23 protein-coding genes are annotated in these 26,427 nt (G+C 71.2%); 6 read left to right on the forward strand and 17 right to left on the reverse strand.

Features of this window, described 5'->3' with window-relative positions; genetic code table 11:
• The first annotated feature begins 42 nt into the window (after nucleotides 1–42).
• Nucleotides 43–684 carry a DUF1294 domain-containing protein gene (locus ACVJ1F_RS07970; RefSeq protein ID WP_456885557.1) on the forward strand — a complete coding sequence of 214 codons (642 nt, stop codon included), beginning with the start codon at nucleotides 43–45 and terminating at the stop codon, nucleotides 682–684.
• A gap of 10 nt (nucleotides 685–694) precedes the next feature.
• Here the strand turns inward: ACVJ1F_RS07970 and ACVJ1F_RS07975 are convergent, their stop codons facing one another.
• Genes ACVJ1F_RS07975 through ACVJ1F_RS07985 form a run of 3 tightly spaced genes read right to left on the reverse strand, consistent with a single transcriptional unit; the run spans nucleotide 695 to nucleotide 4,902 of the window.
• Complete coding sequence (locus ACVJ1F_RS07975; RefSeq protein ID WP_456885558.1) at nucleotides 695–2,812, reverse strand: ABC transporter ATP-binding protein; 2,118 nt, start codon at nucleotides 2,810–2,812, stop codon at nucleotides 695–697.
• Entirely contained in the window at nucleotides 2,809–3,906 is a 1,098-nt protein-coding gene (locus tag ACVJ1F_RS07980; protein ID WP_159826324.1) for an ABC transporter permease, read from the reverse strand. The genes ACVJ1F_RS07975 and ACVJ1F_RS07980 overlap by 4 nt, the downstream gene beginning before the upstream one ends.
• A gap of 9 nt (nucleotides 3,907–3,915) precedes the next feature.
• A complete protein-coding gene (locus ACVJ1F_RS07985; RefSeq protein ID WP_456885559.1) occupies nucleotides 3,916–4,902 on the reverse strand; it encodes an ABC transporter permease in 987 nt (328 codons plus the stop codon).
• Nucleotides 4,903–5,121: 219 nt separating this feature from the next.
• Between ACVJ1F_RS07985 and ACVJ1F_RS07990 the strand changes: the two genes are divergently transcribed.
• Nucleotides 5,122–6,795, forward strand: a complete 1,674-nt coding sequence (locus ACVJ1F_RS07990; RefSeq protein WP_456885560.1) for an ABC transporter family substrate-binding protein — start codon at nucleotides 5,122–5,124, stop codon at nucleotides 6,793–6,795.
• A 30-nt stretch (nucleotides 6,796–6,825) separates the two neighbouring features.
• Here ACVJ1F_RS07990 and ACVJ1F_RS07995 read toward each other — a convergent pair whose 3' ends face one another.
• From ACVJ1F_RS07995 to ACVJ1F_RS08015, 5 genes are all read right to left on the reverse strand, one after another.
• Nucleotides 6,826–7,431 (reverse strand): signal peptidase I, encoded by a 606-nt coding sequence (locus ACVJ1F_RS07995; RefSeq protein WP_233568348.1) that lies wholly within the window; start codon nucleotides 7,429–7,431, stop codon nucleotides 6,826–6,828.
• On the reverse strand, nucleotides 7,428–8,336 hold the full coding sequence (locus tag ACVJ1F_RS08000) for a hypothetical protein (protein WP_456885561.1): 909 nt from the start codon (nucleotides 8,334–8,336) through the stop codon (nucleotides 7,428–7,430). The genes ACVJ1F_RS07995 and ACVJ1F_RS08000 overlap by 4 nt, the downstream gene beginning before the upstream one ends.
• Nucleotides 8,327–9,232: a hypothetical protein gene (locus ACVJ1F_RS08005; protein ID WP_456885562.1), complete on the reverse strand. Its 906-nt coding sequence runs from the start codon at nucleotides 9,230–9,232 to the stop codon at nucleotides 8,327–8,329. The genes ACVJ1F_RS08000 and ACVJ1F_RS08005 overlap by 10 nt, the downstream gene beginning before the upstream one ends.
• Nucleotides 9,229–9,828: a TasA family protein gene (locus ACVJ1F_RS08010; RefSeq protein ID WP_056046140.1), complete on the reverse strand. Its 600-nt coding sequence runs from the start codon at nucleotides 9,826–9,828 to the stop codon at nucleotides 9,229–9,231. The genes ACVJ1F_RS08005 and ACVJ1F_RS08010 overlap by 4 nt, the downstream gene beginning before the upstream one ends.
• Before the next feature lie 152 nt (nucleotides 9,829–9,980).
• Nucleotides 9,981–10,559: an alternate-type signal peptide domain-containing protein gene (locus ACVJ1F_RS08015; RefSeq protein WP_159826312.1), complete on the reverse strand. Its 579-nt coding sequence runs from the start codon at nucleotides 10,557–10,559 to the stop codon at nucleotides 9,981–9,983.
• A gap of 233 nt (nucleotides 10,560–10,792) precedes the next feature.
• Between ACVJ1F_RS08015 and ACVJ1F_RS08020 the strand changes: the two genes are divergently transcribed.
• Nucleotides 10,793–12,961: an alpha-1,4-glucan--maltose-1-phosphate maltosyltransferase gene (locus tag ACVJ1F_RS08020; protein ID WP_456885563.1), complete on the forward strand. Its 2,169-nt coding sequence runs from the start codon at nucleotides 10,793–10,795 to the stop codon at nucleotides 12,959–12,961.
• A 10-nt stretch (nucleotides 12,962–12,971) separates the two neighbouring features.
• A complete protein-coding gene (gene glgB / locus ACVJ1F_RS08025) occupies nucleotides 12,972–15,152 on the forward strand; it encodes a 1,4-alpha-glucan branching protein GlgB (RefSeq protein ID WP_456885564.1) in 2,181 nt (726 codons plus the stop codon).
• 78 nt (nucleotides 15,153–15,230) lie between these two features.
• On the opposite strand, the gene ACVJ1F_RS08030 is transcribed toward glgB, so the two are convergent.
• Together ACVJ1F_RS08030 and ACVJ1F_RS08035 are read right to left on the reverse strand one after the other, a co-directional pair.
• A complete protein-coding gene (locus tag ACVJ1F_RS08030) occupies nucleotides 15,231–16,238 on the reverse strand; it encodes a tetratricopeptide repeat protein (RefSeq protein WP_456885565.1) in 1,008 nt (335 codons plus the stop codon).
• Complete coding sequence (locus ACVJ1F_RS08035) at nucleotides 16,235–18,037, reverse strand: hypothetical protein (RefSeq protein ID WP_456885566.1); 1,803 nt, start codon at nucleotides 18,035–18,037, stop codon at nucleotides 16,235–16,237. The genes ACVJ1F_RS08030 and ACVJ1F_RS08035 overlap by 4 nt, the downstream gene beginning before the upstream one ends.
• Nucleotides 18,038–18,278: 241 nt before the next feature.
• Here ACVJ1F_RS08035 and ACVJ1F_RS08040 point away from each other — a divergent pair, with 241 nt between their 5' ends.
• Nucleotides 18,279–20,162, forward strand: a complete 1,884-nt coding sequence (locus ACVJ1F_RS08040; protein WP_456885567.1) for a hypothetical protein — start codon at nucleotides 18,279–18,281, stop codon at nucleotides 20,160–20,162.
• Nucleotides 20,163–20,235: 73 nt separating this feature from the next.
• The gene (locus ACVJ1F_RS08045) at nucleotides 20,236–21,294 is read left to right on the forward strand and encodes an AI-2E family transporter (protein WP_285062825.1); all 1,059 of its coding nucleotides are present in this window, start codon (nucleotides 20,236–20,238) and stop codon (nucleotides 21,292–21,294) included.
• 66 nt (nucleotides 21,295–21,360) lie between these two features.
• On the opposite strand, the gene ACVJ1F_RS08050 is transcribed toward ACVJ1F_RS08045, so the two are convergent.
• The 7 genes from ACVJ1F_RS08050 to pyrH form a co-directional block, all read right to left on the reverse strand.
• Nucleotides 21,361–22,104, reverse strand: coding sequence for an alpha/beta hydrolase (locus tag ACVJ1F_RS08050; protein ID WP_456885568.1), 744 nt, complete (start codon nucleotides 22,102–22,104; stop codon nucleotides 21,361–21,363).
• Nucleotides 22,101–22,400: a hypothetical protein gene (locus ACVJ1F_RS08055; protein WP_056046157.1), complete on the reverse strand. Its 300-nt coding sequence runs from the start codon at nucleotides 22,398–22,400 to the stop codon at nucleotides 22,101–22,103. Before ACVJ1F_RS08055 ends, ACVJ1F_RS08050 begins: the two co-directional genes overlap by 4 nt.
• 48 nt (nucleotides 22,401–22,448) lie before the next feature.
• Nucleotides 22,449–23,069: an aggregation-promoting factor C-terminal-like domain-containing protein gene (locus ACVJ1F_RS08060; RefSeq protein ID WP_456885569.1), complete on the reverse strand. Its 621-nt coding sequence runs from the start codon at nucleotides 23,067–23,069 to the stop codon at nucleotides 22,449–22,451.
• A gap of 302 nt (nucleotides 23,070–23,371) precedes the next feature.
• The gene (locus tag ACVJ1F_RS08065) at nucleotides 23,372–23,926 is read right to left on the reverse strand and encodes a DivIVA domain-containing protein (RefSeq protein ID WP_056047652.1); all 555 of its coding nucleotides are present in this window, start codon (nucleotides 23,924–23,926) and stop codon (nucleotides 23,372–23,374) included.
• 63 nt (nucleotides 23,927–23,989) lie between these two features.
• Nucleotides 23,990–24,988 (reverse strand): phosphatidate cytidylyltransferase, encoded by a 999-nt coding sequence (locus ACVJ1F_RS08070; protein WP_402751821.1) that lies wholly within the window; start codon nucleotides 24,986–24,988, stop codon nucleotides 23,990–23,992.
• Nucleotides 24,988–25,506: a ribosome recycling factor gene (gene frr / locus ACVJ1F_RS08075; RefSeq protein WP_054145670.1), complete on the reverse strand. Its 519-nt coding sequence runs from the start codon at nucleotides 25,504–25,506 to the stop codon at nucleotides 24,988–24,990. The genes ACVJ1F_RS08070 and frr overlap by 1 nt, the downstream gene beginning before the upstream one ends.
• Nucleotides 25,507–25,583: 77 nt before the next feature.
• A complete protein-coding gene (gene pyrH / locus ACVJ1F_RS08080; RefSeq protein WP_056046162.1) occupies nucleotides 25,584–26,303 on the reverse strand; it encodes a UMP kinase in 720 nt (239 codons plus the stop codon).
• Nucleotides 26,304–26,427 lie beyond the last annotated feature (124 nt).

Genomic DNA, 26,427 nt, shown 5'->3' on the forward strand with positions numbered 1-26,427 from the left:
TGGCCGAATGCGTCACGGGCGACGCGGGCTAGGGTCGGGCGCATGACCGGTAGCCCGGCCCGGGTCGAGGGCACGCTCACCTCGTGGGACGACGACCGCGGCTTCGGGTTCCTCACCCCGGCCTCGGGACGCGGCCGGGCGTTCGTCCACATCACGGCGTTCGGTCGCGGCACCGCTCGACCACGGCTCGGCGAGACGTTCTCGTACGAGGTCGACCGCCACGGTGACCGAGGCCCGGCGGCCGTGCGGGTGGCCGCCGTGGGCTCGCGCTGGTCGGCACCACGTGCCCGGGCGCCCCGTCCCACGCGGTCCGGCAATGTCGCCCTCGTCGTCGGGCTGGTGGTCGCGCTCGGCGTCGCCGCAGCCGCCTGGGCCCTGACCCGCGACTCGACGTCCCCGCAACTCGACGGACTCGCGCCCTGGCTGGTCGGCGGACTCGTCGGCGTCAACGCGCTGACGGCCCTCGTCTACGCACTCGACAAGTCCGCGGCCCGCAGAGGACGGCGCCGGATGCCGGAGCGGACGCTTCTGCTGCTCGGCCTGCTCGGGGGCTGGCCCGGGGCCCTCGCCGCGCAACAACTGCTGCGGCACAAGACGAGCAAGCGGTCGTTCCAGCTCGCCTTCTGGGGCACGGTCGCCGTGAACGTGGCGGTCGTCACCGCGGCCTCCGCGCTCGTCGGCTAGCGTCCGGGCCTCAGACCAACTGCTTCTCGCGGGCGAAGTGGCACGCGGCCGTGTGGTCGGCCCCGTCGCGTCCGTGCGGCAGCATCGCGGGGACCTCGTCCTCGCAGCGCGACCGCTGGGCCTCGGGCAGCATCGCGTAGAGCGGGCAGCGGCTGCGGAACCGGCAGCCGGTCTGCTTGACGGTCGGCGTGGGCGGGTCGCCCGGCAGCACGATGTGCTCGCGTGCCCGCTCCTTGACGGGGTCGGGCACCGGCACGGCCGACAGCAGCGCCTGCGTGTACGGGTGCAGCGGGTGCTCGAACACCTCGTCGACCGGACCCGTCTCGACGGTGCGGCCGAGGTACATCACCGTGACGCGGTCGGCCACGTGACGGATGACCGAGAGGTCGTGCGACACGAAGAGGTACGACAGGTCGAGCTTCGCCTTGAGCTCGGCCAGCAGGTTCAGCACGCCGGCCTGGATCGACACGTCCAGCGCCGACACCGGCTCGTCGAGCACGATGAGCTTCGGGTCGGCGGCGAGCGCCCGCGCGATCGAGATGCGCTGCCGCTGGCCACCCGAGAACTCGTGGGGGTAGCGCGTCGCGGCGGCGGGCTCGAGCCCGACGAGGCGCATCAGCTCGGGCACCCGACGCGACACCTCGTCGCGGGGCCGACCGATCGCGAGCAACGGCTCGGCGATGATGTCGCTGACCGGCTGCCTCGGGTCGAGGCTCGCCATCGGGTCCTGGAAGACCATCGACACGGCACCGCGCAGCCTCTTCACCGTCGACCCGTCGAGCTTGCGGTCGAGGGCCGTGCCGAGCAGCTCGATGGTGCCGGCCTCGGGCACCCGGAGGTCCATGATCTCGTGCAGCGTCGTGCTCTTGCCCGAGCCGGACTCGCCGACCAGGCCGAGGGTCTCGCCCTCGCGCACGTCGAGGTCGACCCCGTCGACCGCCCAGACGCTGCCCACGCGTCGCTTGAAGACCGACCCCTTGGTGAGCGGGAACGTCTTGACGAGCCCGTCGACGTGCAGCACCCGGTCCCGCTCCGCCCGCGGGACGGCAGCGAGGCCCGAGGTCGGCACGGGCGGCAGGTCGTAGACGTCCTCGGGGTCGGTGCCCTCGCCCACCAGCTGGTCGGCGTGCAGGCAGGCCGCGCGGTGACCCGCCTCGACCGCCGGAGCCTGCTCGAGCGCGGGTTCGTCGACCCTGCACTCGGCCGTCGCCAGGGGGCACCGCGCCGCGAACGGGCAGCCCGGCGCCAGCGACAGCAGCGACGGCGGCGTGCCGGGGATCGGCACGAGCGGCTGGTCCGACCGCTGGTCGAGGCGCGGCAGCGCGCCGATGAGACCCACGGTGTAGGGCATGCGCGGGTGGGCGAAGAGGTCGTCGGCCGTCGCCGTCTCGACGACGCGGCCGGCGTACATCACGGCGATGCGGTCGGCGAACCCGGCGATGACGCCGAGGTCGTGGCTGACGAACAGCAGCGCGGCCCCGGTCTCGCGCTGCGCCGTGCGCAGCACCGAGATGACCTGGGCCTGGATCGTCACGTCGAGGGCCGTGGTCGGCTCGTCGGCGAGGATGACGTCGGGGTCGTTGGCGATCGCCATGGCGATCATCGCGCGCTGCCGCATGCCACCCGAGAACTCGTGCGGGAACGAGTCGACGCGTCGCTCCGGCTCGGGGATGCCCACGAGCCCCAGCAGCTCGATCGCCCGCTCACGAGCCTGCTTCTTCGTGCCGCCGCGGTGGATCAGGACGGTCTCGGCGATCTGCTGACCGACCGTGTACACCGGGGTGAACGCCGAGAGCGGGTCCTGGAAGACCATCGCGATCCGTTTGCCGCGGATCGCCGACATCGCCTTGTCGCCGCGGCCGAGCAGTTCTTCGCCGTCGAGCGTGATCGACCCCGTCACCTTGGCCGTGGCGGGAAGCAGGCCGAGCACGGCCAGGCTCGTGACCGACTTGCCCGAGCCCGACTCGCCCACGATGCCGAGCACCTCGCCGCGGCGCAGCGTCAGGTCGACGCCGCGGACGGCGCGCACGTCGCCGTCCGGGGTCGGGAAGGTCACGGTGAGGTCTTGCACCTCGAGCACCGGAGCCGAGGAGGCGCGGGTGCGGTCGACCGGTTCGGTGAGCGTCATGCGCGCTCCCCCTTCTCGTCGTTCGTACGGGTCGGCGCCGGCGAGCCGACGTCGGCCCCGGGGGCGGGGCTCGCGGCCTCGGAGACGCCGCCGGTGCGCCCGAGCGGCACCGCGCCTCCTCGGCTCTCGGCCGTCCGCCCGCGGGTGGGACGGCGACGACCGGTGCGCCCGGCCGTCGAGGTCGGGTCGAGTGCGTCCCGCAGCCCGTCACCCAGCAGGTTGCTGGCGAGGGCGAAGACGATCAGCGCACCGGCCGCGAAGAAGAACAGCCACGGCTTGGTGGTCGCCGCGCTCTGGTTCTGGGCGATCAGCGTGCCGAGCGAGACGTCGGGCGGCTGCACGCCGAAGCCGAAGTACGACAGCCCGGACTCGGTGAGCACCGCGGCCCCGATGGCGATGGTGGCATCGATCACGAGGAACGAGGCCACGTTCGGCAGGATGTGCCGCACGATGATGGTGAAGTGGCCGATGCCCATGTACCGGGCGGCCCGGATGAACTCGCGCTCCTTGATGCTGAGGGTGAGCGAGCGCACCACGCGGGCCGTGATCATCCAGCCGAACAGGGCGAGCAGGGCCACCAGGATCAACCAGCCGTACTGCTTGAGGCGCGGCGACAGGATCGCGATGATCAGGAACGACGGCAGCACGAGCAGCAGGTCGACGAAGACCATCACGGCCCGGTCGATCCAGCCGCCGAAGTAGCCGGCCATCGCGCCGAGCATGCCCGCGATCACCGTCGAGAACAGGGCGACCAGCAGGCCGATCAGCAGCGACTTCTGCAGGCCGCGCGCGGTCTGCGCGAAGACGTCCTGGCCGATGTTGTTCGTGCCGAACCAGTGCGCCCCGGTCGGCGGCGACGACAGGGCCGTGTAGTCGATGTAGTTGTAGGCGTACGGCGAGACGAGCGGGCCGACGAAGGCGAAGACGAAGAGCAGCACGATCGTCACGAGCCCGACGGTGGCCCCGCGGTTGGCGAACAGGCGACGGAAGGTCAGCGCGAAGCGGTTCGTCGACGTGGCGGCGACCTCTTCTCGCGACTCGGGCACGACGGCGTCGGACGGCCCCTCGAGCAGGTCGGGTGTGAACCGGGTCATGGGGCGGCCCTACTTCTGCGCTCGGACGCGCGGGTCGAGCACCGCGTTGAGCACGTCCGACACGAAGCCGGCGAGCAGCACGACGACGGCGCTGTAGAGGGTGTAGGTGACGACGACGTTGATGTCGTTGGCCTGGACGGCGTCGATGAACCAGGCGCCGAGGCCGTTCCAGGCGAAGATCTTCTCGGTGAAGGTCGCACCGGTCAGCACCCCGAGGAACGCGAAGGCGAACAGCGTCGTCATCGGGATGAGCGCGGTGCGCAGCCCGTGCTTGAAGATCGCCGGCCGACGTCGCAGGCCCTTGGCCCGGGCGGTGCGGATGTAGTCGGCCTGCAGCACGTCGAGCATCGTCGCCCGTTGGTACCGGCTGTAGACGGCGATCAGCCCGACGCCGATCGAGATGGTGGGCAGCAGCAGGTGGGCGATGCGGTCCCAGGCGATCGTGCCGAACCCGCCGGTCAGGTTGGGCGTCGCCTCGCCCGTGAAGGTGATCAGCTGGTACCCCAGGACGTCGTTGAGCTTCGTCGCCCCGATCTTGAGCAGCACCGCCGTGAGGAACACCGGCGTCGAGATCAGGACGAACGACAGCACCGACGACACGCGGTCCGAGAACGCGTACTGCCGGATGGCGTTCCAGGTGCCGACCACGACGGCCAGCACGATGCCGAGGATCGATCCCACCAGCAGGAGGCGCAGGCTGACGCCCAGCCTCGGCCCGAACTCCTGCGCCACCGGCTTGTCCTGGATGGTCTGCCCGAGGTCGCCCGTGAGGGCGCCGCCGACCCAGTGCACGTAGCGCTCGCCGAGAGGGTCCTTGTCGTTGACCCCGATCGAGCTGAGCTTCGCGTCGACGATCTCGGTGGACGGACGCGGGTTGCGGTCGGCGTAGACGGAGCGCGGGTTGAGGGTCGCCGAGGCGAGGAAGTAGGTGAGCGACGTCGCGATGAAGACCAGGGCGACGTAGTACACCAGCCGGCGGGCGAGGAATCGAGCCATGGCAGATCACACTAGACGTACCCCGCGGCCCGACCAGCTGGCCAGGTTTCGAGCGTGTAACAAATTCACATGAAAGTTTGCGTGGATTCAAGGCGTCCGTACATTTGGGCACACGCGGTCAGCTCTCGGGAGGTGTCGCGACGCGTGCCCGCACGAGTCGACGACGATGCAGCATCCCGTCTGATCAGCACTTTTCACCACCCTTCAGTTCGGAGTGCCATGAAGATCACGAAGAAGCTCGGCCTCGCGGCCGGCCTCGTCAGCATCGCTCTCGTCGTCACGGCGTGCAGCGGTGGCGGCGGCAACGACGGCGACGGAGCCGCGAAGAACGGCCAGTTGTCCCCCGACGGCGACATCAACGCCACGGCGGCGGCCGATGTCGAGCAGGGCGGGACGCTGACCCTGCCGCTCAGCCAGCTGCCCTCGCAGTGGAACTACGGCCAGCTCGACGGCGCCCTGGCCGACGCCTCGCTGATCGAGAGCGCCGTGCTGCCCCAGCCGTTCCGCATCGACGAGAAGGGCGTCGCGCAGATCGACGAGAACCTCGTCACGAGTGCCGAGGCCACCAGCGAGGACCCGCTGGTCGTGACCTACGACATCAACCCCGACGCGGTGTGGAACGACGGCACCCCGATCACGGTCGCCGACTTCCAGGCCTGGAAGACCGCACTCGACGGCTCGAACCCCGAGTACCTCGTCGGCAGCACCCTCGGCCCCGACCGCATGGCCTCCGTCGAGGCGGGCTCGAGCGACAAACAGGTCGTCGTGACCTACGCCGAGCCGTTCTCGGACTGGAAGAGCATGTTCGCGCCGCTCTACCCGGCGAGCCTCTACAACGACCCGAACGCCTTCAACACGGCCTACGTCGACACCCTGCCCGTCTCGGGCGGCCCCTACAAGGTCGAGAAGATCGACACGACCGCCCAGACGGTCACGATCGTGCCCAACGAGACCTGGTGGGGCGACGCGCCGAAGCTGGACTCGGTGGTCTTCCGCGCCCTCGACAGCGACGCCGACGTCGACGCCTACCTGAACGGTGAGATCGACTTCGTCACGGGCAACTCGTCGGAGCGCTACGACCGCCTGAAGGACGCGAAGGACACCGACATCCGGGCGGCACCGTCGGCTCGCTACACGCACGTCGACTTCAGCACGAAGGGCGTGCTCGCCGACGAGAAGATCCGTCAGGCGATCCAGCACGCGGTCGACCGCGAGGCGCTCGGCAAGGTCATCACGGGCACCCTGCCCTACGAGCTGACCACGCTGAACAACCACCTGTTCCTCAGCACCGACGGCGCCTACCAGGACAACGCGAAGGAGACCGGGAACTACGACGTCGACGAGGCGAAGAAGATCCTGGCCGACGACGGGTGGGAGCTGAACGGCGACGTGCTCGAGAAGGACGGGAAGCAGCTCGAGATCGCCGTGACGATCCCGTCCGGCACGCCCATCTCGCAGCAGCTGTCCGAGGTCATGCAGAGCCAGCTCGCCGCGGTCGGCATCAAGCTGACGATCAACGCCGTCAGCGTCGACTCGTTCTTCGAGGACAACGTCACCCCGGGCAACTACGACATGACGATCTTCGTCTGGGCCGGTACCGGCTACCAGGCGTCCGGCGTCAGCATCTACAACTCGGACGAGCAGGGCCAGAACTACGGTCGCGTCTCGAGCCCCGAGATCGACGACCTGCTCAGCCAGGCCGTCGCCGAGGGCGACCCCGAGAAGGCCGCCGACCTGTACAACCAGGCCGACGAGAAGATCTGGGAGATCGGGCACTCGATGCCGATCATCCAGGCGCCGTACATCTCGTTCCAGAGCCCCGAGCTCGCGAACTTCGGCGCCCGTGCCGGGGCCAGCGACGTGGACTGGACGGTCGTCGGCTTCACGAAGTAGACGCCTCCCCCGGGCCCGTCCGGCCCCCGCTCAGCGCGGGGCCGGGCGGGCCTTCCGCGTCCCCGCCCGCCGTCGCTGCGCCTCCACGAGGCCGGCGGCCAGCGAGTAGCCCGCGTAGCCGAGCAGCGCGATCGCCAGCAGCGGCACGATCCACGACCGGGCGTCGCCGTTCACGACCTGGTTGACGAAGCCGAGCCACGGCACCGAGTACCACAGCGTGCCGCGGACCTGTTCGGGCAGCACGAGCGCCTCGTCGGGTTCGGAGTTGTTGTCGCCCTGGGTGACGAACGCCGTGCCGCCGTCCGACGACGACACGATCTCGGTCACCCGGTGGCTGATCACCTCGGGGCGGCCGCTCTCGATCTGGTAGGTCACGACGTCACCGATCCGGATCTCGTCGGTCGGGGTCGGCTTCACCACGATCAGCGTGCCCGGGGGCAGCCGCGGCTCCATCGAACTGGTCAACACGGTCAGGGGCGTCGCCCCCGCGACCTTCGGCACGACGACCAACACGGTCGCGAGGCCGAGCACGAGCACGAACAGCCCCGCACTGAGGCCGAGGCCGAGAGCGTGCAGCAGCCCCTTCTCGCGCACGGCGGCGCGGCGGCCGCTCACGGCGGCGCGGCGGCCGCTCACGGCTGCTCCCCCGAGGGGTCGACCTCGTCCGGGCGACGGCGTCCGACCGCCACGAACGCGCCCGACAGCACCGCGATCGCCGCGATCAGCAGCGGCAGCCAACTGCCCCGCAAGGGCTCCGGCACGAAGTCGTCGAGCACGTCCAGGGAGTGGACGGGCAGCTCGGTGTCCGCGCCCGACCCGTCGGCGGCCCCGCCCGAGGCGCCGTCGCCGACGGAGGGCGCCGTCCCGCCGGCCGCACCGGCCGAGGAGGCGCGGGTCGCCACCGCCTCGATCGTCGCGCTCGAGGCACGGTCGCCTCCCGCGCCTCCTGTGCTCGTCTCGGCGGGGTCCGCCGCGCCGGCGGTCCCGGCCGACGCGCAGCCCGCCGGCACGGCCGACCCGGCCAGCCCCGTGAGCGTGACGAGCACGGCGAAGTCCAGGGTCTGGTCACCGGTGCCCGCGGCGGCGGAGGCGTCGAGGTCGACCGAGACGGTGACCGGGGCCTCCTGCCCGGCGGCGAGGCGGACCGGCGCGAGCACGGGGGTGCATCCGTCTCCGGACAGGGTGACGGGCGGCAGGTCGCCGACGTCGAGGTCGGAGTGCGAACGGACCGTGACCGCCTCGGCGAACGCGGGCGACGAGGTCGTGACGTCGACGAGGCGGGCGCTGAGCACGGCGGGCTCGCTCGAGAGGTTCTTGACGAAGAAGGTGCCCGTCGTGCCTGCCCCGGGGACGAGCCGCAGCCCGTCGCCGAAGAGAGCGGAGTCGAGGCGACCCTGCCAGTGCCGGCCGTCGTCGCTCACCATGAGGCGAGGCGCGGTCGAGGCCGTGGCGGGAGCCGCGGCCGAGACGACGCCGGGGCCCAGGACGACCGCCGCGACGGCGACGACGACCGCGACCGCCCGACCGCCGGTCACCCGCACTGGATGTTCCTCGTGCCGTACTGGTCGTAGACCACCGTGACCGTGCCGACGGCCATGAGGTCGGTCGGCTGCCCGTCGACCATCACGCGGATGTCGACGTGGATCGGGCCGTCGCCGAAGGGGTCCCTGGGCAGGTTGTCGCGGGTGAACGCGAAGTGCGGGTAGTCGCCGGTCCGCTCGTCGTTCGAGATCCGGGTGCCGCCGACGTAGGTCGCGTACCGGGTCGCGGTCGCCCGGGTCGACGGGTCGAAGTCGAGCCAGGCGTAGGCCTCGCCGTCGGTGCGGCAGACCGCCGTCTGCGGGGGGACGATCGTGTTGTTCTGGACGATCCGGCGGTCCTGCGGCGTGGCGGCCCACGACCCGGAGGCGAGCGACACCGTGAGGACCGGGTTCACGCGCCCGGTGGGAGAGGACGTCGCGATCGAGGTGCGGAGGCACCAGGTCGCGGCGGCCTTGCTCGCCAACGTCCCGGTGAGGTTCGGCACGGCGGACCAGGTGCCGCTGACGCTGCCCGGGCCGACGGCGGTCGTCGACGTGCAGGCGGACGCGGCGGTCACCGGCCACGCGACGACGGCGATCGACGCGGCGAGGGCGGCGGAGCTGCCCGAGCTCAGGCTGCCGCTCGTCGAGTAGGACGCCGCGACCGTCCCCGAGTTCGTGAACGTCCAGGGCGCCGTGAGCGACCTGGTCGATCCGGCGTAGTCGGCCTGCAGGGCGTCGAGGGTGCCGGCCGTGAGGCCGACGGCGCCGGTCCTGACCTGTTCGGTGACGGTGGCGGACGCCGTCCAGAGGGCGGACGCCGCGCCTCCCGAGGCCAGGGCCACACCGACGATCACGCCCACGACGACGGCGGCCAGCGTCGATCGCGTGGTCGTCCGGGGCCGGCGCCCGGTCACGGGGCCACCTGCGTCCCGGTCAGGACGAGCCCGATCGACGAGGTCTGGTTCTGCAGGGTCGCCGGGACGTCCGAGTCGAGCGTGACGACGACGCAGCCGGTGACGGTGACTCCGGCCGGCAGCGTGAAGTACCCGCTCCCCGTGTCGAACGCGGCGGGCCGGGCCGAGTAGCCGCCGACGCCGACGACGCAGTCCGCGGCCCTCGCCACGGCGGCGAGCCTGACGGTCAGCTCGCCGGGCAGGGCGGACGCGGACGCCGTGGTGGTCCCGGCCGACACCCGCATGGCCAGGTCGACCGACCCCGTGTTGGTCGCGGTGAACGTCCCCGCGGTCGCGCCGCCGGGGCCGAGCGCGGACGTGTCGAGGGCCTTGACGGCGCCGACCGAGAGGCCCGCCGTCCCCGAACCGACCGTGACGGCCGTCGGCTTGACGGAGGAGTTCCACAGCGCGTAGGTCCCCCCGGTCGCCACGAGGGCGACGGTGACCGCGCCGGCCACGACGGCGGTCGCCGCCCACAGGGAGCGCAGCGGACGGCGGGACGAGGAGGCGCGCTCGACCGAGCGGTGACGCGCGCGTCCGCGGGACGGTCCGGTCAACGTCTCACCCCCTGGTGGTCGATCGTGCGATGCGGCGGCCCGTGGGTCCCTGGGCGGGACGGACGGACGGAGGGGGCGACCGGACCGCGTCGGGTGCGGTCCGGTCGCCGGTGGGTGACGGGGTGCGGTGGCCGTCGGGCCGCCGACACCCGCTACGCGATGGCGCGCTGCTTCAGCGTGAAGGTCAGCTTGCTCAGGTCGAGCGTGCCGCCCTGGCTGGCGGCGTCGGACACCGTCGAGGGCAGCTCGACGACGAAGGTCACGACGGCCGAGGTGCTGCCCGCGGAGACGGGAGCCACGACGTAGCTGCCGGCCGTGCTGCCCGCGGTCACGCCCGAGGGCAGGGTCGTGCCGCCGGCGGCCGTCGAGAGGGCCATCGTGTTGGTCACGTACGGCTTGAGGCTGCCGGTGACCGAGGCCGCGTCGTAGGTCAGGTCGGCGCGCAGGTCGGCGCCCGAGGCGGCGATCGTGATCGGCTGCGTGAACTGCAGCTTGGTGCCCGGGACGATCTTGTAGGCGGCGACCTGGGCGGCCGTGAGGGCCGTGCTGCGACCGTTCGTCACGTCGGTCCAGCTGCCCGCCGACGACTGGGTGAGCGAGAGCGTGCCCGAGGCGACGCTGGCGGCGTTGACCTCGGTGCTGGCGTTCCAGAGGGCGAAGGTCCCGGCGCCGCCGAGGAGGAGGGCGATGCCGGCGGCACCGGCGACGGCACCCGTGACGAGCTTGTTCATGTCGGTCCTGTTCCGCGCGCCGAGGCGCGCTCGAGCACCGCCGTGCGCCGTCGGTCGGGTCGACTTCGGGGTGGCGCACGGCGCTGCAGGGGCTGTCGGCTCCGGGTCGGGCGGCCGATCGGTGTCGTCGGGCGCCGGGCTCTCGAGGAGTTCGGGTTCTTCGGGCGGGCAGGCCGCGACGACAGGATCGACATTACGCGGTCCCCCAAAGTGCCGACAGGGGATTCATGCCGATGCATGCACCCAGTTGGGGGGACAAAACGGACCGGGGCGTCTGTCGGCGACAGGGCGGACACGTTTTTGTACCCCGAATCGCCTCTTCCGCACCCCGATCGTCGACCGTCGGCCCTGCGGGGCCCCGGGCCGGGACCGGGCGGGCCAGACCGGGTACGGTCGACAACGTGGCGACAGCATACGAACCCAGAGTCGGGCGGATCCCCATCACGGGCCTCACCCCGACGACCCCCGACCGAGTGTTCCCGACGAAGGCCTTCTCCGGCGAGGTGGTCACCTTCGGGGCGACCGTCTTCCGCGAGGGTCACGATCTGATCGGGGCCGACCTCGTCACGATCGACCCCGAGGGCGCAGAGACCCGGCACCGCATGGTCGCCGGCATCCCCGGCACCGACCGGTGGACGGCCCAGGTACAGCTCGAGGTCGAGGGCGACTGGACCTGGCAGGTCGAGGCCTACACCGACGACTGGGCCACGTGGCTGCACGCGGCCGAGATCAAGGTGCCGGCCGGTCTCGACGTCGAGGTCACGTTCGCCCTCGGCAGTCGACTGCTGACCGAGGCCGTCGAGGACTACCCCGACACGACCCTGATCCGCGACGCGGCCAAGGCCCTCGCGAACCCCGCCCTCTCCCCCGCCTCGCGGCTCCGCGTCGCCACCGATCCGCGCCTCGCCGCGGTCCTCCTGGTGAAGCCCCTCGCGAGCCTCGTCACGCGCAGCGCCCCCGAGGCGCTCCGCGTCGAACGCAGCCGCGCCGGCCTCGGCAGCTGGTACGAGTTCTTCCCCCGCAGCGAGGGCGCCCGGAAGCAGGCCGACGGCACCTGGAAGAGCGGCACGTTCCGCACCGCGGCCCGCCGCCTGCCCTCGATCGCCCGCATGGGCTTCGACGTCGTGTACATCCCGCCCGTGCACCCGATCGGGACGACCTTCCGCAAGGGCCCGAACAACACGCTGACCGCGGGGCCGAACGATCCCGGGTCGCCCTACGCCATCGGTTCGCCCGACGGCGGGCACGACGCGGTGCACCCCGACCTCGGCACGGTCGCCGACTTCCGCTGGTTCGTCGACGCGGCGAAGAACGCCGGTCTCGAACTCGCGCTCGACCTGGCCCTGCAGTGCTCGCCCGACCACCCCTGGGTCACCGAGCACCCCGAATGGTTCACGACCCTGCCCGACGGGACGATCGCCTACGCCGAGAACCCGCCGAAGAAGTACCAGGACATCTACCCCCTGAACTTCGACAACGACTACGAGGGCGTCAGCCGCGAGGTGCTGCGCATCGTGCGTCACTGGATCGAACTCGGCGTCACGATCTTCCGCGTCGACAACCCGCACACGAAGCCCGTGCGCTTCTGGGAGTGGCTGCTGCACGAGATCCGGCAGACGAACCCCGAGGTGGTCTTCCTCTCCGAGGCGTTCACGAAGCCGGCCATGATGCAGGCGTTGGCGCAGGTGGGGTTCCACCAGTCGTACACGTACTTCACCTGGCGCAACGAGAAGTGGGAGCTCGAGGAGTACCTCGACGAGCTGTCGAAGGAGACGAGCGCCTGGCTGCGCCCGAACTTCTTCGTCAACACGCACGACATCCTGACCCCCTACCTGCAGTTCGGCGGTCCCGCGGCCTACAAGATCCGTGCCGCGATCGCCGCGACGGCCTCGCCGACCTGGGGCGTCTACTCGGGCTACGAGCTCTTCGAGGACGTCGCCCGCCCGGGCAGCGAAGAGAACATCGACAACGAGAAGTACGAGTACAAGCCCCGCGACTGGGCCGCCGCCGAAGAGGCGGGGGCGTCGCTGGCGCCGTACCTGACGCAGCTCAACCGCATCCGCGCCTCCCACCCGGCCCTGCGCCAGCTGCGCAACCTCGAGATCCACTCGAGCGACGACGAGTCGATCCTCGTGTTCTCGAAGTACCTGTCCCGTGCGCACACCCGCAGCGGACGCGCCGACGGCATCATCGTCGTCGCCAACGTCGACCCGCACTCGGCGCGCGAGACGACCGTCCACCTCGACGTCACGAAGTTCGGCCTGCAGCCCGGTGGCACCTACACCGTCCGCGACCTGATCACCGGTCAGTCGTGGACCTGGGGCGACGACAACTACGTCCGACTGGACGCCTTCGTCGAACCGGTGCACGTCCTCTCCGTCGACCTCAACCGAGCCCCGTAGGAGCGACCCGATGACCACCACTCCCCCGACCGAGCCCGACACCTCCTTCGCCCTGGGCGACGACGAGGTCTTCTCGGCCGCCAACGGCACCCACGGCCACCCGCACGCCGTCCTGGGTGCCCACCCCCGCGGCGGTCGCACCGCCGTCCGCGTCGTCCGACCGCTGGCCGACACCGTCACCGTGACCGGCGCCTCCGGGTCGTCCTTCGCCCTCGAGCACGTGGGCCACGGCCTCTGGCAGGGCGTCACGAGCGAGCCCGTCGGCGCGTACACCGTCGAGGCGACCTACGAAGGAGGCGCGGCGTGGGTCTCGGACGACCCCTACCGCTTCGCCCCCACCGTCACCGAGTTCGACCTGTACCTCTTCGGAGAGGGCCGCCACGAGCAGCTCTGGAAGATGCTCGGCAGCCACGTCCGCGAGCACGAGGGCGTGACCGGCACCTCCTTCGCCGTCTGGGCGCCGCACGCCCGCGCCGTCCGCGTCAAGGGCGACCTCAACGGCTGGGACGGCGAGCGGCACGCCATGCGCCGCCTCGACGGCAACGGCGTCTGGGAGCTCTTCGTGCCCGGCGTCACGGACGGGATCTACAAGTACGAGGTGCTCACCCCCGACGAGGTCTGGGTCGAGCGCGCCGACCCCATGGCGCGCACCTCCGAGGTGCCGCCGCTCACCGGGTCCGTCATCACGAAGGCCGCCCACGCCTGGGCCGACGACGCCTGGATGACCGCCCGGGCCGAGAACGACGTCCACTCCGGACCGATGAGCGTGTACGAGCTGCACGTCGGCTCCTGGCGGCCGGGCCTGAACTACCGCGAACTCGCCGACCAGCTCATCGAGTACGTCGGCGAGCTCGGGTTCACCCACGTCGAATTCATGCCGCTCGCCGAGCACCCCTTCGGCGGCTCCTGGGGCTACCAGGTCACCGGTTACTACGCCGTGACCAGCCGCTTCGGCAGCCCGGACGACCTGCGTTACCTGATCGACCGCCTGCACCAGGCCGGGATCGGCGTCATCATGGACTGGGTGCCCGGGCACTTCCCGAAGGACGAGTGGGCCCTCGCGAAGTTCGACGGTCGCGCCGTCTACGAGCACTCCGACCCCCGCCGCGGCGAGCAGCCCGACTGGGGCACGCTGGTCTTCAACTTCGGCGACTCGCAGGTGCGCAACTTCCTCGTCTCGAACGCGCTCTACTGGCTCGAGGAGTTCCACATCGACGGGCTGCGCGTCGACGCCGTCGCCTCGATGCTCTACCTCGACTACAGCCGCAACGAGGGCGAGTGGCTGCCGAACGAGTTCGGCGGGCGCGAGAACCTCGAGGCGATCAGCTTCTTGCAAGAGGCGAACGCGACGGCGTACAAGCGCCACCCCGGCATCGTCATGATCGCCGAGGAGAGCACGAGCTGGCCCGGCGTCACCCGCCCGACCAGCGAGGGCGGCCTCGGCTTCGGCCTCAAGTGGAACATGGGCTGGATGCACGACACCCTCGGCTACGTCGCCGAGGACCCGCTCTACCGCTCGCACCACCACGGCGAGATCACGTTCTCGTTCGTCTACGCGTTCAGCGAGAACTTCATGCTGCCGATCAGCCACGACGAAGTCGTGCACGGCAAGGGGTCCCTGCTCAACAAGATGCCCGGCGACGAGTGGCAGAAGCTCGCCAACGTGCGGGCCTACCTCGCCTACATGTGGGGCCACCCCGGCAAGCAGCTGCTCTTCATGGGCAGCGAGTTCGGTCAGCCCGGCGAGTGGAGCGAAGAACGAGGGCTCGACTGGTGGATCCTCGACCAGCCCGCCCACCAGGGGCTCCACGGCCTGGTGGCCCGCCTCAACGAGGTCTACCGCGACGAGCCCGCTCTCTGGGCGCACGACTTCGACACCGACGGCTTCGAGTGGATCGACGGCGGCGCCGCGCAGCACAGCGTCGTGGCCTTCATGCGCAAGTCCGGCTCGGGCGAGTCGATCGCCGTCCTGGCGAACTTCTCGGGCGAACCGGTGCACATGCGCTTCGGCCTGCCCGAGGCCGGTCGCTGGGACGAGATCCTCAACACCGACGCCGAGGTCTACGGCGGTTCGGGCGTGGGCAACTTCGGCGGAGTCACCGCAACCGACGAGCCCTGGGCCGGTCGCCCCGCGGCCGCCGACGTCCAGCTGCCGCCGCTCGGGGTCGTCTGGCTCAAGCTGCGCCGCTGATCCGACGCCGGCACACGACGGAACCCCCGCGCCCCTTCCGGGTCGCGGGGGTTCCGTCGTCCGTGCAGGAGGCGCGGCTCAGTACAGCAGCATCGCCAGACGACGACGGGCGGTCGCCACCCGGGGGTCGTCCACCCCGACGATCTCGAAGTACTCGAGCAGGCGGGCCCGGGCGGCGTCACGGCCCTGGGGGTCGAGCGACGGGAACACGGTCAGCACGCGGTCGAAGGCGTCGTCGATGTGCCCCCCGCTGAGGTCGAGGTCGGCCACGGCGAGCTGGGCGTCGAGGTCGGTGGGCGCAGCCGCGGCCGCCGCGCGGACGTCGGCCAGCGACGCGCCCTGCAGTCGCTCGAGCAGCGAGACCTGGGCGAGGCCCGCCACGGCGAGCTGGTCACGAGGGTCCTGCGCGATGGCGGTCTTGTAGGCCGTGATGGCCGCGGCGTAGTCGCCCCGGTCGATCGCGTCGTAGGCGTCCTGGTGGTGCGGGGGCAGCGGTTCCGGCTCGGGCTCGACCTCGTCGGCCTCGCCCACCGGGGCGCCGTCGACGACCGCCGTGCCGGTGACGCCGTTCTGCGCGGCCAGCTCGAGCACCTGCTCGAAGACGTCGCGGACCTGGGCCTCGGGCAGGGCCCCGACGAAGAGCTGGACGGGACGACCGCCGATCACGGCGGCGACCGCCGGGATCGACTGCGCCTGGAAGGCCTGCGTCAGCTGGGGGTTGGCGTCGACGTCGACCTTGACGAGCAGCAGGCGGCCGGCGTACTCGCCGACCAGCTTGTCGAGGACGGGCGACAGCTGCTTGCACGGGCCGCACCACTCCGCCCACAGGTCGACGATCACGGGGACGGTGTTGCTGATCTCGAGGACCTGCGTGAAGGTGGCGTCGGTCGCGTCGAGCACGAGCCCCGGCACCGCGACCTGACCGGCGGACGGGGCCGGGACGCCACCCGCGCCTCCTGCGGGCGCACCGTCGACGGGCGCCTCGGCGGACGGACCCGCCGGGGCGGGGGCCGGCGGACGGTTGACGAGCGACGAGAGGTCGACGGCACCGCGGAGACCGGCGGGGACGGGAGGGAGGTTGGTCATGGCAGCTCCTTGGCAGAGGTGAGGGCCTGGCTGAAACCGAGCAGGACGATGGGGTCGTCGCTGCCGACGGGCGGGACGGAGAACAAGAGCTCGACGCCGTAGGTCGCCTCGATGCCCTTCGACGACTCGTCGAGCCCCAGCAGGGTCTTGACGGTGCCCTCGGGGTTGACCTTGGCACCCGTGGCCGTCGGCTTGACGGTCTCGATCTCGTTCAGCGCGACCGAGACGATGGCACCGGCGTCGTTCGTGGCGAAGGCGACGGGGGTCTCGTCGTCGGCCTGGGACGTGTAGTCGATGGACGCCGTGGTGGGCAGGGCCGCACGCTTCGCGTCCTTGTAGGCCTTGCCGATCTTCTCGCGCAGCGTGTCGCCCTCGGTCTGGAACTGGGCGGCGTACTGGCTCTCGTCGCCGTTGCGCAGGATGTCGCCGTAGGCCTCGGCCAGCTGGTCGGGCTGCAGCGTGAGCAGCTTGACGTCGGGCGAGAGCCGGGCGGCGCCGATCGAGGCGGGTGCGACGGTCAACGGGGTCTGCGTCTGCAGGCTGACCGCGTACTCGACCTTGTACGGGTCGCGGGCGCTCTCCTGCTCGAGGGTGAGGGCGACGGGCGCCACGCTCGCGTCGGCGTCCTGCACGACGACGAACGCCGAGCGCGGCCAGGAGTCGGCCTGCTGGGGCAGCGTCAGCGTGACGGTGCCGGTGGGGATCGCCAGGGGCGCGGCGGCGGCGGCGTCCTTGGAACGGATCGTGTAGTTCGCCTGACGCTGCTCGAGGGCCGGACCCGTGAAACGGGTGGCGGCGAGGTCGGCGTTCAGCGAGGCGTCGGCCTCGGTCGCCGTGGCCGAGATGCGTTCGACGATGCGCTTCGCCTGGGCGACGCTGATCACCGGGGGCTGCAGCGCGTTGCCCTGGTCGCCGGAGTCCGTGCCGTCGGTCGAGGTGGGCGTCGGGGTCGGCGTGGACGAGTCGGAACCCGCCGCCGGCGCCTGCTGCGGCCAGTAGTCGGCGGTGCACGCCGACAGGGCGAGCGAGGAGACCAGCACGATCGGCGCCACGGCGACGAACCGACGGATGCCGCGGGCACGACCACGGCCGGGCGCCAGGGTCTCGGTGCCGGCGGCGTCGAGCGCCTTGACCGCCTTGCGACCGGCCCGACGCGACAGGCGGGGTCGTTTCCCGTCACCCGAGCGCCGACGGGGGCCACGCGTCCGGCGGTGGTGCAGGATCGCCCAGACGTACAGGCCGATGCCGATCAGCAGGACCACGAGCCCACCGACGATCAGCGGCCCGGCCAGGGGCGTCGCGGTCGAGAGCGGCCAGGTGATGCGGACGTCGGACGGGGCGGGCTGGCTGCCGTCCGAGACGATGACGAGGGAGACGTCGTCGGGCGCGTCGAGCGAGAAGGTGAGGTCGTTGCCCGCGAACTGGTCGAACCAGAGGTCGGAGTCGGTCGGGTCGGGCACCTCGGTGGTGTCGCCGGCGACCGTGCGGCTGACGAGCCGACCGGCCGCCTCGTCGTACTCCACCTCGTTGTAGCTGGCGTCGCCGACCCACCCGAGGACGTCCGACGTGCGGCCGTAGGCGGCGAAGGCGGTGTCGCCGCCCGACACCGAGACCGTCTGACGCCCGTCGCGGCCGTGCAGCGCCGAGGCCGGGACGACCGTGACGGTCGCGTCGGAGTCGGCGGTGTCGACCTGGGACGACACGCTCGGCGGCGGTGCGAAGACGGTGCGTTGGGCGAAGCCCAACGCCACCATCACCGCCGCCAGGACGACGACGACGACTGCGACGATGAAACGCACGTTTCTCTCCCTCCGAGCCACCATCCCGGTCGGGGCGCCAGGAACCGTCGTGGTCGACGACGGGCCTCGCACGAGCCTGGCCAGGGGGCCGGGCGCGGCAGCAGAATTTAAGACGGCTCAGCGTATCCGACGAGGCTGAGAGGCACCTAACCCGTGGATCGGGGTCCGTCGAGGGCCTCCCACTAGCATCGTGTCGCGGGCCGCGCTCCCCTGGTCCGAACCCTGCATCGAAGGAGACACCGTGGCTGCTGACGAAGCCGATTTCGGCATCGAACTCCGGGGCTACCGCAAGGACGAGGTCGACCGGGTGCTCGGCGACCTGCGGCGGGAACTCATCAAGGCCAACGCCGACCGGGCCGACCGGGCGAGCGAGGTCGCGTTCCTCCAGCAGCGGGTGGACGAGATCCGTGCCGAGCTCGAAGAGGCCGGCACCCCCACGTACTCCGGTCTCGGCAGCAAGCTCGAGCAGACCCTGCGTCTGGCCGAGCAGCAGTCCACCCTGGTGATCAGCCAGGCCGACATCGACGCCGAGGCCCTGCGCTCGTCCTCGACGGCCGAGGCGAAGCGCCTGCTGGACGACGCGAGCGAACGGGCCACGGCGGTGCTCGACGACGCCCGTGGCCGCGCCGCGGCGCAGGTCGCCGAGTCCACCGCCGACGCCGACCGTCTGGTCGCACGCGCCAAGGCCGAAGCACGCGACCTGCTGCAAGAGGCCCAGCGCGACGCCATCTCGATCCGCGGCTCGGCCGCCACCGAGGCGGCCCAGAACGTCTCGACGGCTCGACGCGAGGCGGCCGCACTGCGTGCCGAGGTCGAGCACGAGGTCGCCGAGCAGCGGGCCGCCGTCGCCCGCGACCTCGCCGAGGCCCGCGACGAGGCCGAGACCCTCGCCGCCGACACGCGCGAGGCCCGAGCCGTCTTCGAGAGCGACTCCGGGCGCCAGCGTGCCGACCTCGACCGCGAGGGCGTCACCGTCCGCGCCGAGCTGGCCCGACTCGACGAGACCACCCGCGCCGACCTCGACGCCGAGGTCGGCGCCCGCCGCGCCGAACTCGACCGCGAGATCACGTCCGCACGCGCCGAGCTGGCCGACGACGTCGCGGCCCAGCGCGCCGAACTCGAACGCGACGTCGCCGCGGCCCGTGCCGAGCTCGCCCACGAGGTCGCCGAGACCCGCGCGCTCCTCGCCCGCGACGTCGACGCCACCCGTGCCGACCTCACCGACGAGGTCGAATCCACCCGGGTCGAGCTCGAGCGCGAGATCGCGACCGGTCGTGACCGCCTCGCGGCCGAGATCGCACAGGCCCGTGCCGAACTCGAGAAAGAGGTCGGCGACGCCCGCACCGAGCTCGACCGCGAGACCCGGCGCCGCCGCGACGAACTCGACCTCGCCGAGACCACGTCACGCGAACGCATCGCCCGCATCACCGTCGAGACCGACGAGCGCCTCACCCGCGAGAGCGAGGCGCAGGCCGACCGTCTCGCCCGCGAGGACGCCGACCGGCGGGCCGAACTCGCGACCGAGATCGAGCAGGCACGCGCCGAACTCGCCGCCGAGACCGCCGAGGCCCGCGCCGCCCTGGCGGACGAGACCGAGGCACAGCGCGCCCGCCTGGCCGCCGACGACGTCCGGGTCCGCGCCGGGCTCGAGGCCGACCGCGAACGGGCCATCGCCGACCTGCGCCGCGACGTCGACCAGGGGCGCGCCGATCTCGAGGTCGAGCTGCTGGCCCGTCGCGACGAGGCGGAGGTCGAGCTCACGCAGCGACACCAGCACGCCGTCGCCGAGACCCAGGAGCTGCTCGACGCGGCGGCCGAGCAGCTCGCCGAGGCCACCCGCCGTGCCGCCGAGGTGCGGCGCGAGGCCGACGACCTCGAACGCACCACGCTCGAGCACGCCCGCACCACCCGGACGGACGCCGACGAGACGGCCCACGACGTGCTCACCAACGCCGACGAACGCTCACGGTCGATCCTGGCCGATGCCCAGCAGCGCGCCGACGACCTCATCGGCGACGCCGAAGAACGCCTGGCCGAGATCACGGCCGAACGCGACGCCGTCGCGGAGTACTTCGAGAACCTGCGTGGCATGATCGGACAAGTCGGCGGCGGTACGTCAGAGTAGGGCGACAGGCCGTGTCGGGCAGTCGGTGCCGCCGTGACCTCGACCGGCCCGTGCCGTCGACAGGAGCCCGCCCGTGAAGATCCACAACCCGTTCCGCATCGGTCTGCTCGCGGGGCTGGGAGTGCTCGTCGCCCTCGTCATCGGGGGTGCCGTCGGCCAGCTCTCGACGATCCTGACCTACGTGGGCGCGGCCCTGTTCATCTCGCTGGGGCTCGACCCGGTCGTCTCGTGGCTCGAGAAGCGTCGGGTGCCCCGGGGTATCGCCATCGTGATCGTCCTCGTGGCCGTGGTGGGCGCCTTCGTGGGCGTCGTGTTCGCGATCGTGCCCGTCATCGTGCAACAGACCACGAGCCTCATCCAGGCGCTGACGTCGTACCTGCAGAGCGTCACCACCCAGCAGTTCGTCGACAACCTGCAAGAACTCGTCCCCCAGAACGTCTTCGACGTGCAGGACGCGCTCGACTCCATCGTCGACTTCCTTACCAACCCCGACAACGTCGTCACGATCGGCGGCGGGGTCCTCGCCGTCGGCGTCGCGATCGGCAACGGCCTCTTCGGCACGGTCGTCGTGGTCATCCTGACGATCTACTTCACCTCGTCGATCAACAGCGTCAAGCGCGCGCTCTACCAGCTCGTCCCGGCCTCGAAGCGGGCCACGTTCGTCGACATCTCCGAACAGATCAGCCAATCGGTGGGTCGGTACGTCATCGGCCAGTTCACGCTCGCGGCGCTCAACGGCATCCTGAGCTTCGTGTTCCTCACCATCATCGGAGCCCAACAGCCGGCCGTCTTCGCGTTCATCGCGTTCCTGGGGTCGATCATCCCCCTCGTCGGCACGATCAGCGGTTCGGCGATCATCGTGCTGGCACAGATCGCGCTGTTGCCCCAGTCACCGGCCACCTGGGTGACGACAGCCATCTACTACCTGGTCTACATGCAGGTCGAGGCCTACCTGCTGAGCCCGCGCATCATGCGGCGGGCGGTCCGCGTCCCGGGCGTGATCGTCGTCATCGCGGCCCTCGTCGGTGGCACCCTGCTGGGAGTGCTCGGCGCACTCATCGCCATCCCCGTCGCCGCGTCGATCCTGCTGATCATCCGCGAGGTCTACGTGCCACGCCAGAACCAGCTCTGAGACGCGCCACGCCCCGGTCGCTCCGGGCCCGGCGCGGCGGACCGCCCGCCGACGGCGGACGCACCGTCAGGAGGCGCGGGGCGGCCAGGTGGACGGCAGCGGCAGCGCACCGGGCGCGACCTGACGGACGATCTCGGTCAGCACGCGACTGGTCTGCTTCTCGCCGACCCAGAGGTGCTTGCCTCCCTCGACGGCGACCACCTCGGCCTCGGGAACGAGGGCGAAGCGACGTCGCGCCTCGTCGGGACGCAGGTAGTCGTCGAACTCGGGCACGACGGCCACCACGGGCCGCCCGGAGTCGTGCCACGCCCCGAGTTCGGCGTCGGACGTGCGGTGCAGTGGTGGGGACAGCAGCACGACGCCGGCCACCTCGACGTCGAGGCCGTGCTTCAGGGCGACTTCGGTGCCGAACGACCAACCCACCAACCACGGGGTGGGCAGACCGCGATCGCCCACGAAGGCCACGGCGGCGACGAGGTCGGCCGCTTCGGCCACCCCCTCGCCGAACTCGCCCTCGGACCGACCTCGCGGAGACGACACCCCGCGGAAGTTGAACCTGAGCACGGCGAGGTCGGCCAGGGCCGGAAGACGGGCCGCGGCCTTCCTGATGACGTGGGAGTCCATGAACCCGCCGGCGGTGGGCAGAGGGTGCAACGCGACGATCGTGCCGACGGGCTCGCGGTCCGCCGGGAGGCTCAGCTCGCCCACCAGGGTCAGACCGTCGCCGGTGTGCAGTTCGACGTCCTCGCGGCGCGCGGGCAGCAGGACGCCCCCGCGGATCTCGAGAGCGTCGGCGTCGGGGGTCGTCACGAGATCCTCCAGCAGTGGGTGTGCCAATGGCGGCGGGCCGCCAGGTCGTCCTCGGCACCGAACAGCCCGTCGGCACGCCAGGCCACGACGTGCGGCGTCGCGGGAGCGATGCCCAAGGAGCACCCGGGGCAGACATACTCTTTGACGGCCGACGTCGCCGAGACCGACTGGACGTTGAACGAACGCCCGTGCTTTGTCTCGACCGTCAAGCCGCCGAACGACGCTCGGGTGACGTCGTAGGCCTCGTCGGCGTCACGCCGGTCGCGCGAGCGACGGGAGCGGTTGCTGCGGGGCATGACGACCAGCGTAGCAACGGCCCCCGAGGTCGAGGGCCGTGCGACGAATCAGTACCAGTTGTTGGCGACGGAATGGGCCCAGGCACCGCAGGGGTTGCCGTAGCGGCCGCCGATGTAGTTCAGCCCCCACGTGATCTGCGTGGCGGGGTTGGTCTGCCAGTCGGCACCGACGGAGCTCATCTTGCTACCCGGCAGGGCCTGGGGAATGCCGTAGGCACCACTCGACCGGTTGGACGCGTAGACGTTCCAGCTCGACTCTTTCTGCCACAGCGACACCAGGCAGTCGTACTGGTCGGAACCCCAGCCGCGAGCGGCCACGAGTTCGGCGGCGACGGCCTTCGCGCTGCCCGGGTCAGGGGTACCCGCCACGGGAGCAGACGACGACTTCTTGGCAGAGCCGGACGTCGCACCCGATGGGGCCTCGGGCTTCTCGGTCTCGGCCACCACGACGGGCGGGGGCGGCGGCGGCACGTACTCGGTCACGCCGTAGGCGTCCCGGTCGGCGACGGTCACGGCGGCACCGGCGACCGTGAGGGTCTGACCGGGGGCCGTCAGCACCGACGCGGCGCCCGGAACGGTCGTCGCGGCCTCGGCACCGGCCAAGGGGTTGACGAGCGAGGCCGACACGAAGGCGAACGACGCACAGAAGCCGACGAGGGGCAGGGCCACCCGTCGAGGGAATCCGGTTCGACGAGCGGCCGGTACGGCATCGCGGACGGGACCGGTGAACGCGAGGGAGCCGGCTGCCGGGCGTCGGACGACGCTCTGCGAGGCCGGCACGCGGACGCGCCGGCGGGTCGAGGGTCGTTCGACCGCGGCCGGGTGCTCTCGTCGAGAGGGACCGGGGGTCGGATTCGCTGCGTGCCTGCCCATGAGTCCGTCCAGGGTAACCGATGGGACGCCGGAGGGCCAGGGACGACCCGTCAGCGTGTCGGAGGCTCGGGGGACGAGGAGAGGACCGGCCGTGACCGTCAGCGGACGGCGAGCATGACGTCGACCACCGTGTCGAGCACCAGGTCGACCTGGCTCTCGCGGTAACCGCCGCGCTTCGCCCGGAAGACCGACGCCCGGACGTCGTCGATGCTGAGGGGGCGGCCGTCGGTGAAGTAGCCGTGCAGCCGCCGGGTGAGGCGGTCGACGTCTCGCGGGTGGTAGCCGGTCGTGAGGATGCCCACCCGGTCGAAGCGGTGGCCCTGCGGTCGCTCGAGACGGGCCACGATGTCTTCCGCCCCGGACCGCGCGGTCGAGAACCAGGTCGACTCGGCGCCCGACGAGACGGCCCGTTCGCGCTCCCGACTGGCGAAGGCGTCCTCGAGACGTTCGAGCGCGGCGTCGACGTGTGCCGTCGAGTACCCGTTCTTGGTCAACCCGAAGGCCGTGCGTCGGATGCGGGCGGAGTCGATGCCGAGGCCGGTCTCGCCGGCGTAGGCCTTCCGGGCCTCGACCAGGAACGCGTCGACCTCGTCGACGTCGTAACCCCGCTTGCCCTTGGGAACGATCGGGAATGTGCTGCTCACGGCCACCATCATGCCGCATGGGCCGATGGCAAGCCGCTGGACGCGCGGCCGGTCAGTACCGGCGGACGGGCGTCACGCGAAGAGGAGGTACAGGGCGTAGGCCGCGGCGGCCGAGGGCAACGTGCTGTCGAGCCGGTCGAGGAACCCGCCGTGGCCGGGAAGCCAGGTGCTGATGTCTTTGATGCCCAGGTCGCGCTTGATGAGGGATTCGGACAGATCGCCGATGGTGGCGGTCACGATGATGACGCCACCGAAGACGAGACCGAACCACCACGGCTCGTCGAGCAGGAAGACCGACAACAGCACGGCCGCGATGAGGCTGGCGGCCACCGAACCGGCGAAGCCCTCCCAGGTCTTCTTGGGACTGATGCGGGGCGCCATCGGGTGCTTGCCGAAGTTCAGGCCGGTCGCGTAGGCACCGGTGTCGACCGCGATCACGACGATGAGAGCCGACAGGGTCCACCACTGGCCGTCGGGTCGAGCAGCCATGAGGGCCATGAAGCTGCCGAGGAACGAGCAGTAGATCTGGACGAACGCACCGGCACCGAGATCACGACCCAGCGCGGAGGCGCCGGCTCGGTGCGACGGACGGGCCGTCTCGACGAGGCGCCACACGGAGACGACGACGATGCCGCCCACCAGAGCGGCCCACTGGCCACCGGCTCCGCCGTAGAAGGCCGCGGGGACCACGGCCACGCCGGCGAGGACGCTCGGGAGGCGGGGCACGTCACGCCCGGCGAAGCGCAGGGCACTGGCGAGTTCGAAGCACAACGAACCGATCAGGGCCGCCGCCACGATGATGAAGAACGCCTTGACGAAGATCAGGCTCAACAAGACCGCGGCCCCGAGCAGGACACCCACGGCGATGGCGGCCGGCAGGTTGCGACCGGTGCGCGCCGTCAACTTCTCGTTGCGCGAGTCGAGGCGCGCCTTGCCTGCCCGCAGTTGGTTCTCGATGTCGTGGCGGGCCGCTTGCGCTCGAGCGTCGAAGTCGGCCCGGCGACTACCGAGAGTGCTCTTCTGAGCCGGTGACGAGTCGTCGGGGCCGGCGCCGTCGGGTCGCTGTCTCATCAGACCTCGAGCAGCTCCGCTTCTTTCTTCTTCAACGCGTCGTCGATGGAGTCGATGTATCCCTTGGTGATCGACTCGAGCTCTTTCTCGGCACGAGCGACCTCGTCGTCGCCGACCTCGGTCTTCTGGGCGTCGAGCGCCTCTTTCGACTTGCGACGGACGTTGCGCACCTGCACCTTGGCGTCCTCGCCCTTGCTGCGCACGAGCTTGACGAACTCTTTGCGACGCTCTTGGGTCAGCTCGGGGATGGTGACGCGGACGATCGTGCCGTCGTTCGTCGGGTTGGCCCCGAGGTTCGGGAAGGTCGCGATGGCCTTCTCGATCTCTTTGAGGGCCGTCTTGTCGTAGGGGGTGACGATCATGGTGCGCGCCTCGGGCACCTGCAGCGAAGCGAGCTGGGCCAGCGGGGTCGGGGTCCCGTAGTAGTCGATCGGGATCTTCTGGAACAGAGCGGGGTTGATGCGGCCGGTGCGCACCGTCCCGAAGTCGTTCTTGGCGGCGTCGAGCGCCTTGTCCATCTTCTCGCGCGTCTCGGTGAGTACGTCGTTGATCGCCACTGGTGCTCCTTGTTCGGTTCGCGGTCGAGTTTAGTCGTCTAGTTGCTGACGATTGTTCCGATGCGTTCGCCGCGGATGGCGCGGGCGATGTTGCCCTCGCCTTCCATGCCGAACACGTGCATGGGCATGCCGTTGTCCATGCAGAGACTGAAGGCGGTCGAGTCGACGACCTTGAGCCCCTGCATCAGCGCCTCTTGGTACGTGAGCTGGTCGAGCTTGACCGCCGACGGGTCGTGTCGGGGGTCGGCCGAGTAGACGCCGTCCACGCCGTTCTTGGCGACGAGCACCTCGGAGGCCCCGATCTCGAGGGCTCGCTGGGCCGAGACGGTGTCGGTCGAGAAGTACGGCAGGCCGGCGCCGGCACCGAAGATGACGACGCGCCCCTTCTCGAGGTGCCGCTCGGCGCGACGGGGGATGTACGGCTCGGCGACCTGGGTCATCGCGATGGCGGACTGGACGCGGGTCGCAGCGCCGGCCTGCTCGAGGAAGTCCTGGAGGGCGAGGGCGTTCATGACGGTGCCCAGCATGCCCATGTAGTCGGCCCGGCCCCGGTCCATGCCGCGCTGACTGAGTTCGGCGCCGCGGAAGAAGTTGCCGCCACCGACCACGATGGCGATCTCGACGTCGGTCGCCGCGTCGGCGATCTCACGGGCGATGGAGCCGACCACGTCGGGGTTCACGCCGAGCTGGCCGCCGCCGAAGGCCTCACCCGAGAGCTTCAGCAGGACGCGTCGTCGTCCGGTGGTTTCCGATGTCATGCGAGTCTCCGTCTCGTCGTGGCCGTAGCCAGGTTAGCGAGTTCGGGCTGGTCGCCGTCCGTCGCCGATGATGCACCCGACGTCGTCACCTCGGCCGGGCATGGGAACGGGGTCCGAGACACGT

It is taken from the genome of Frigoribacterium sp. 2355 (assembly GCF_054060695.1).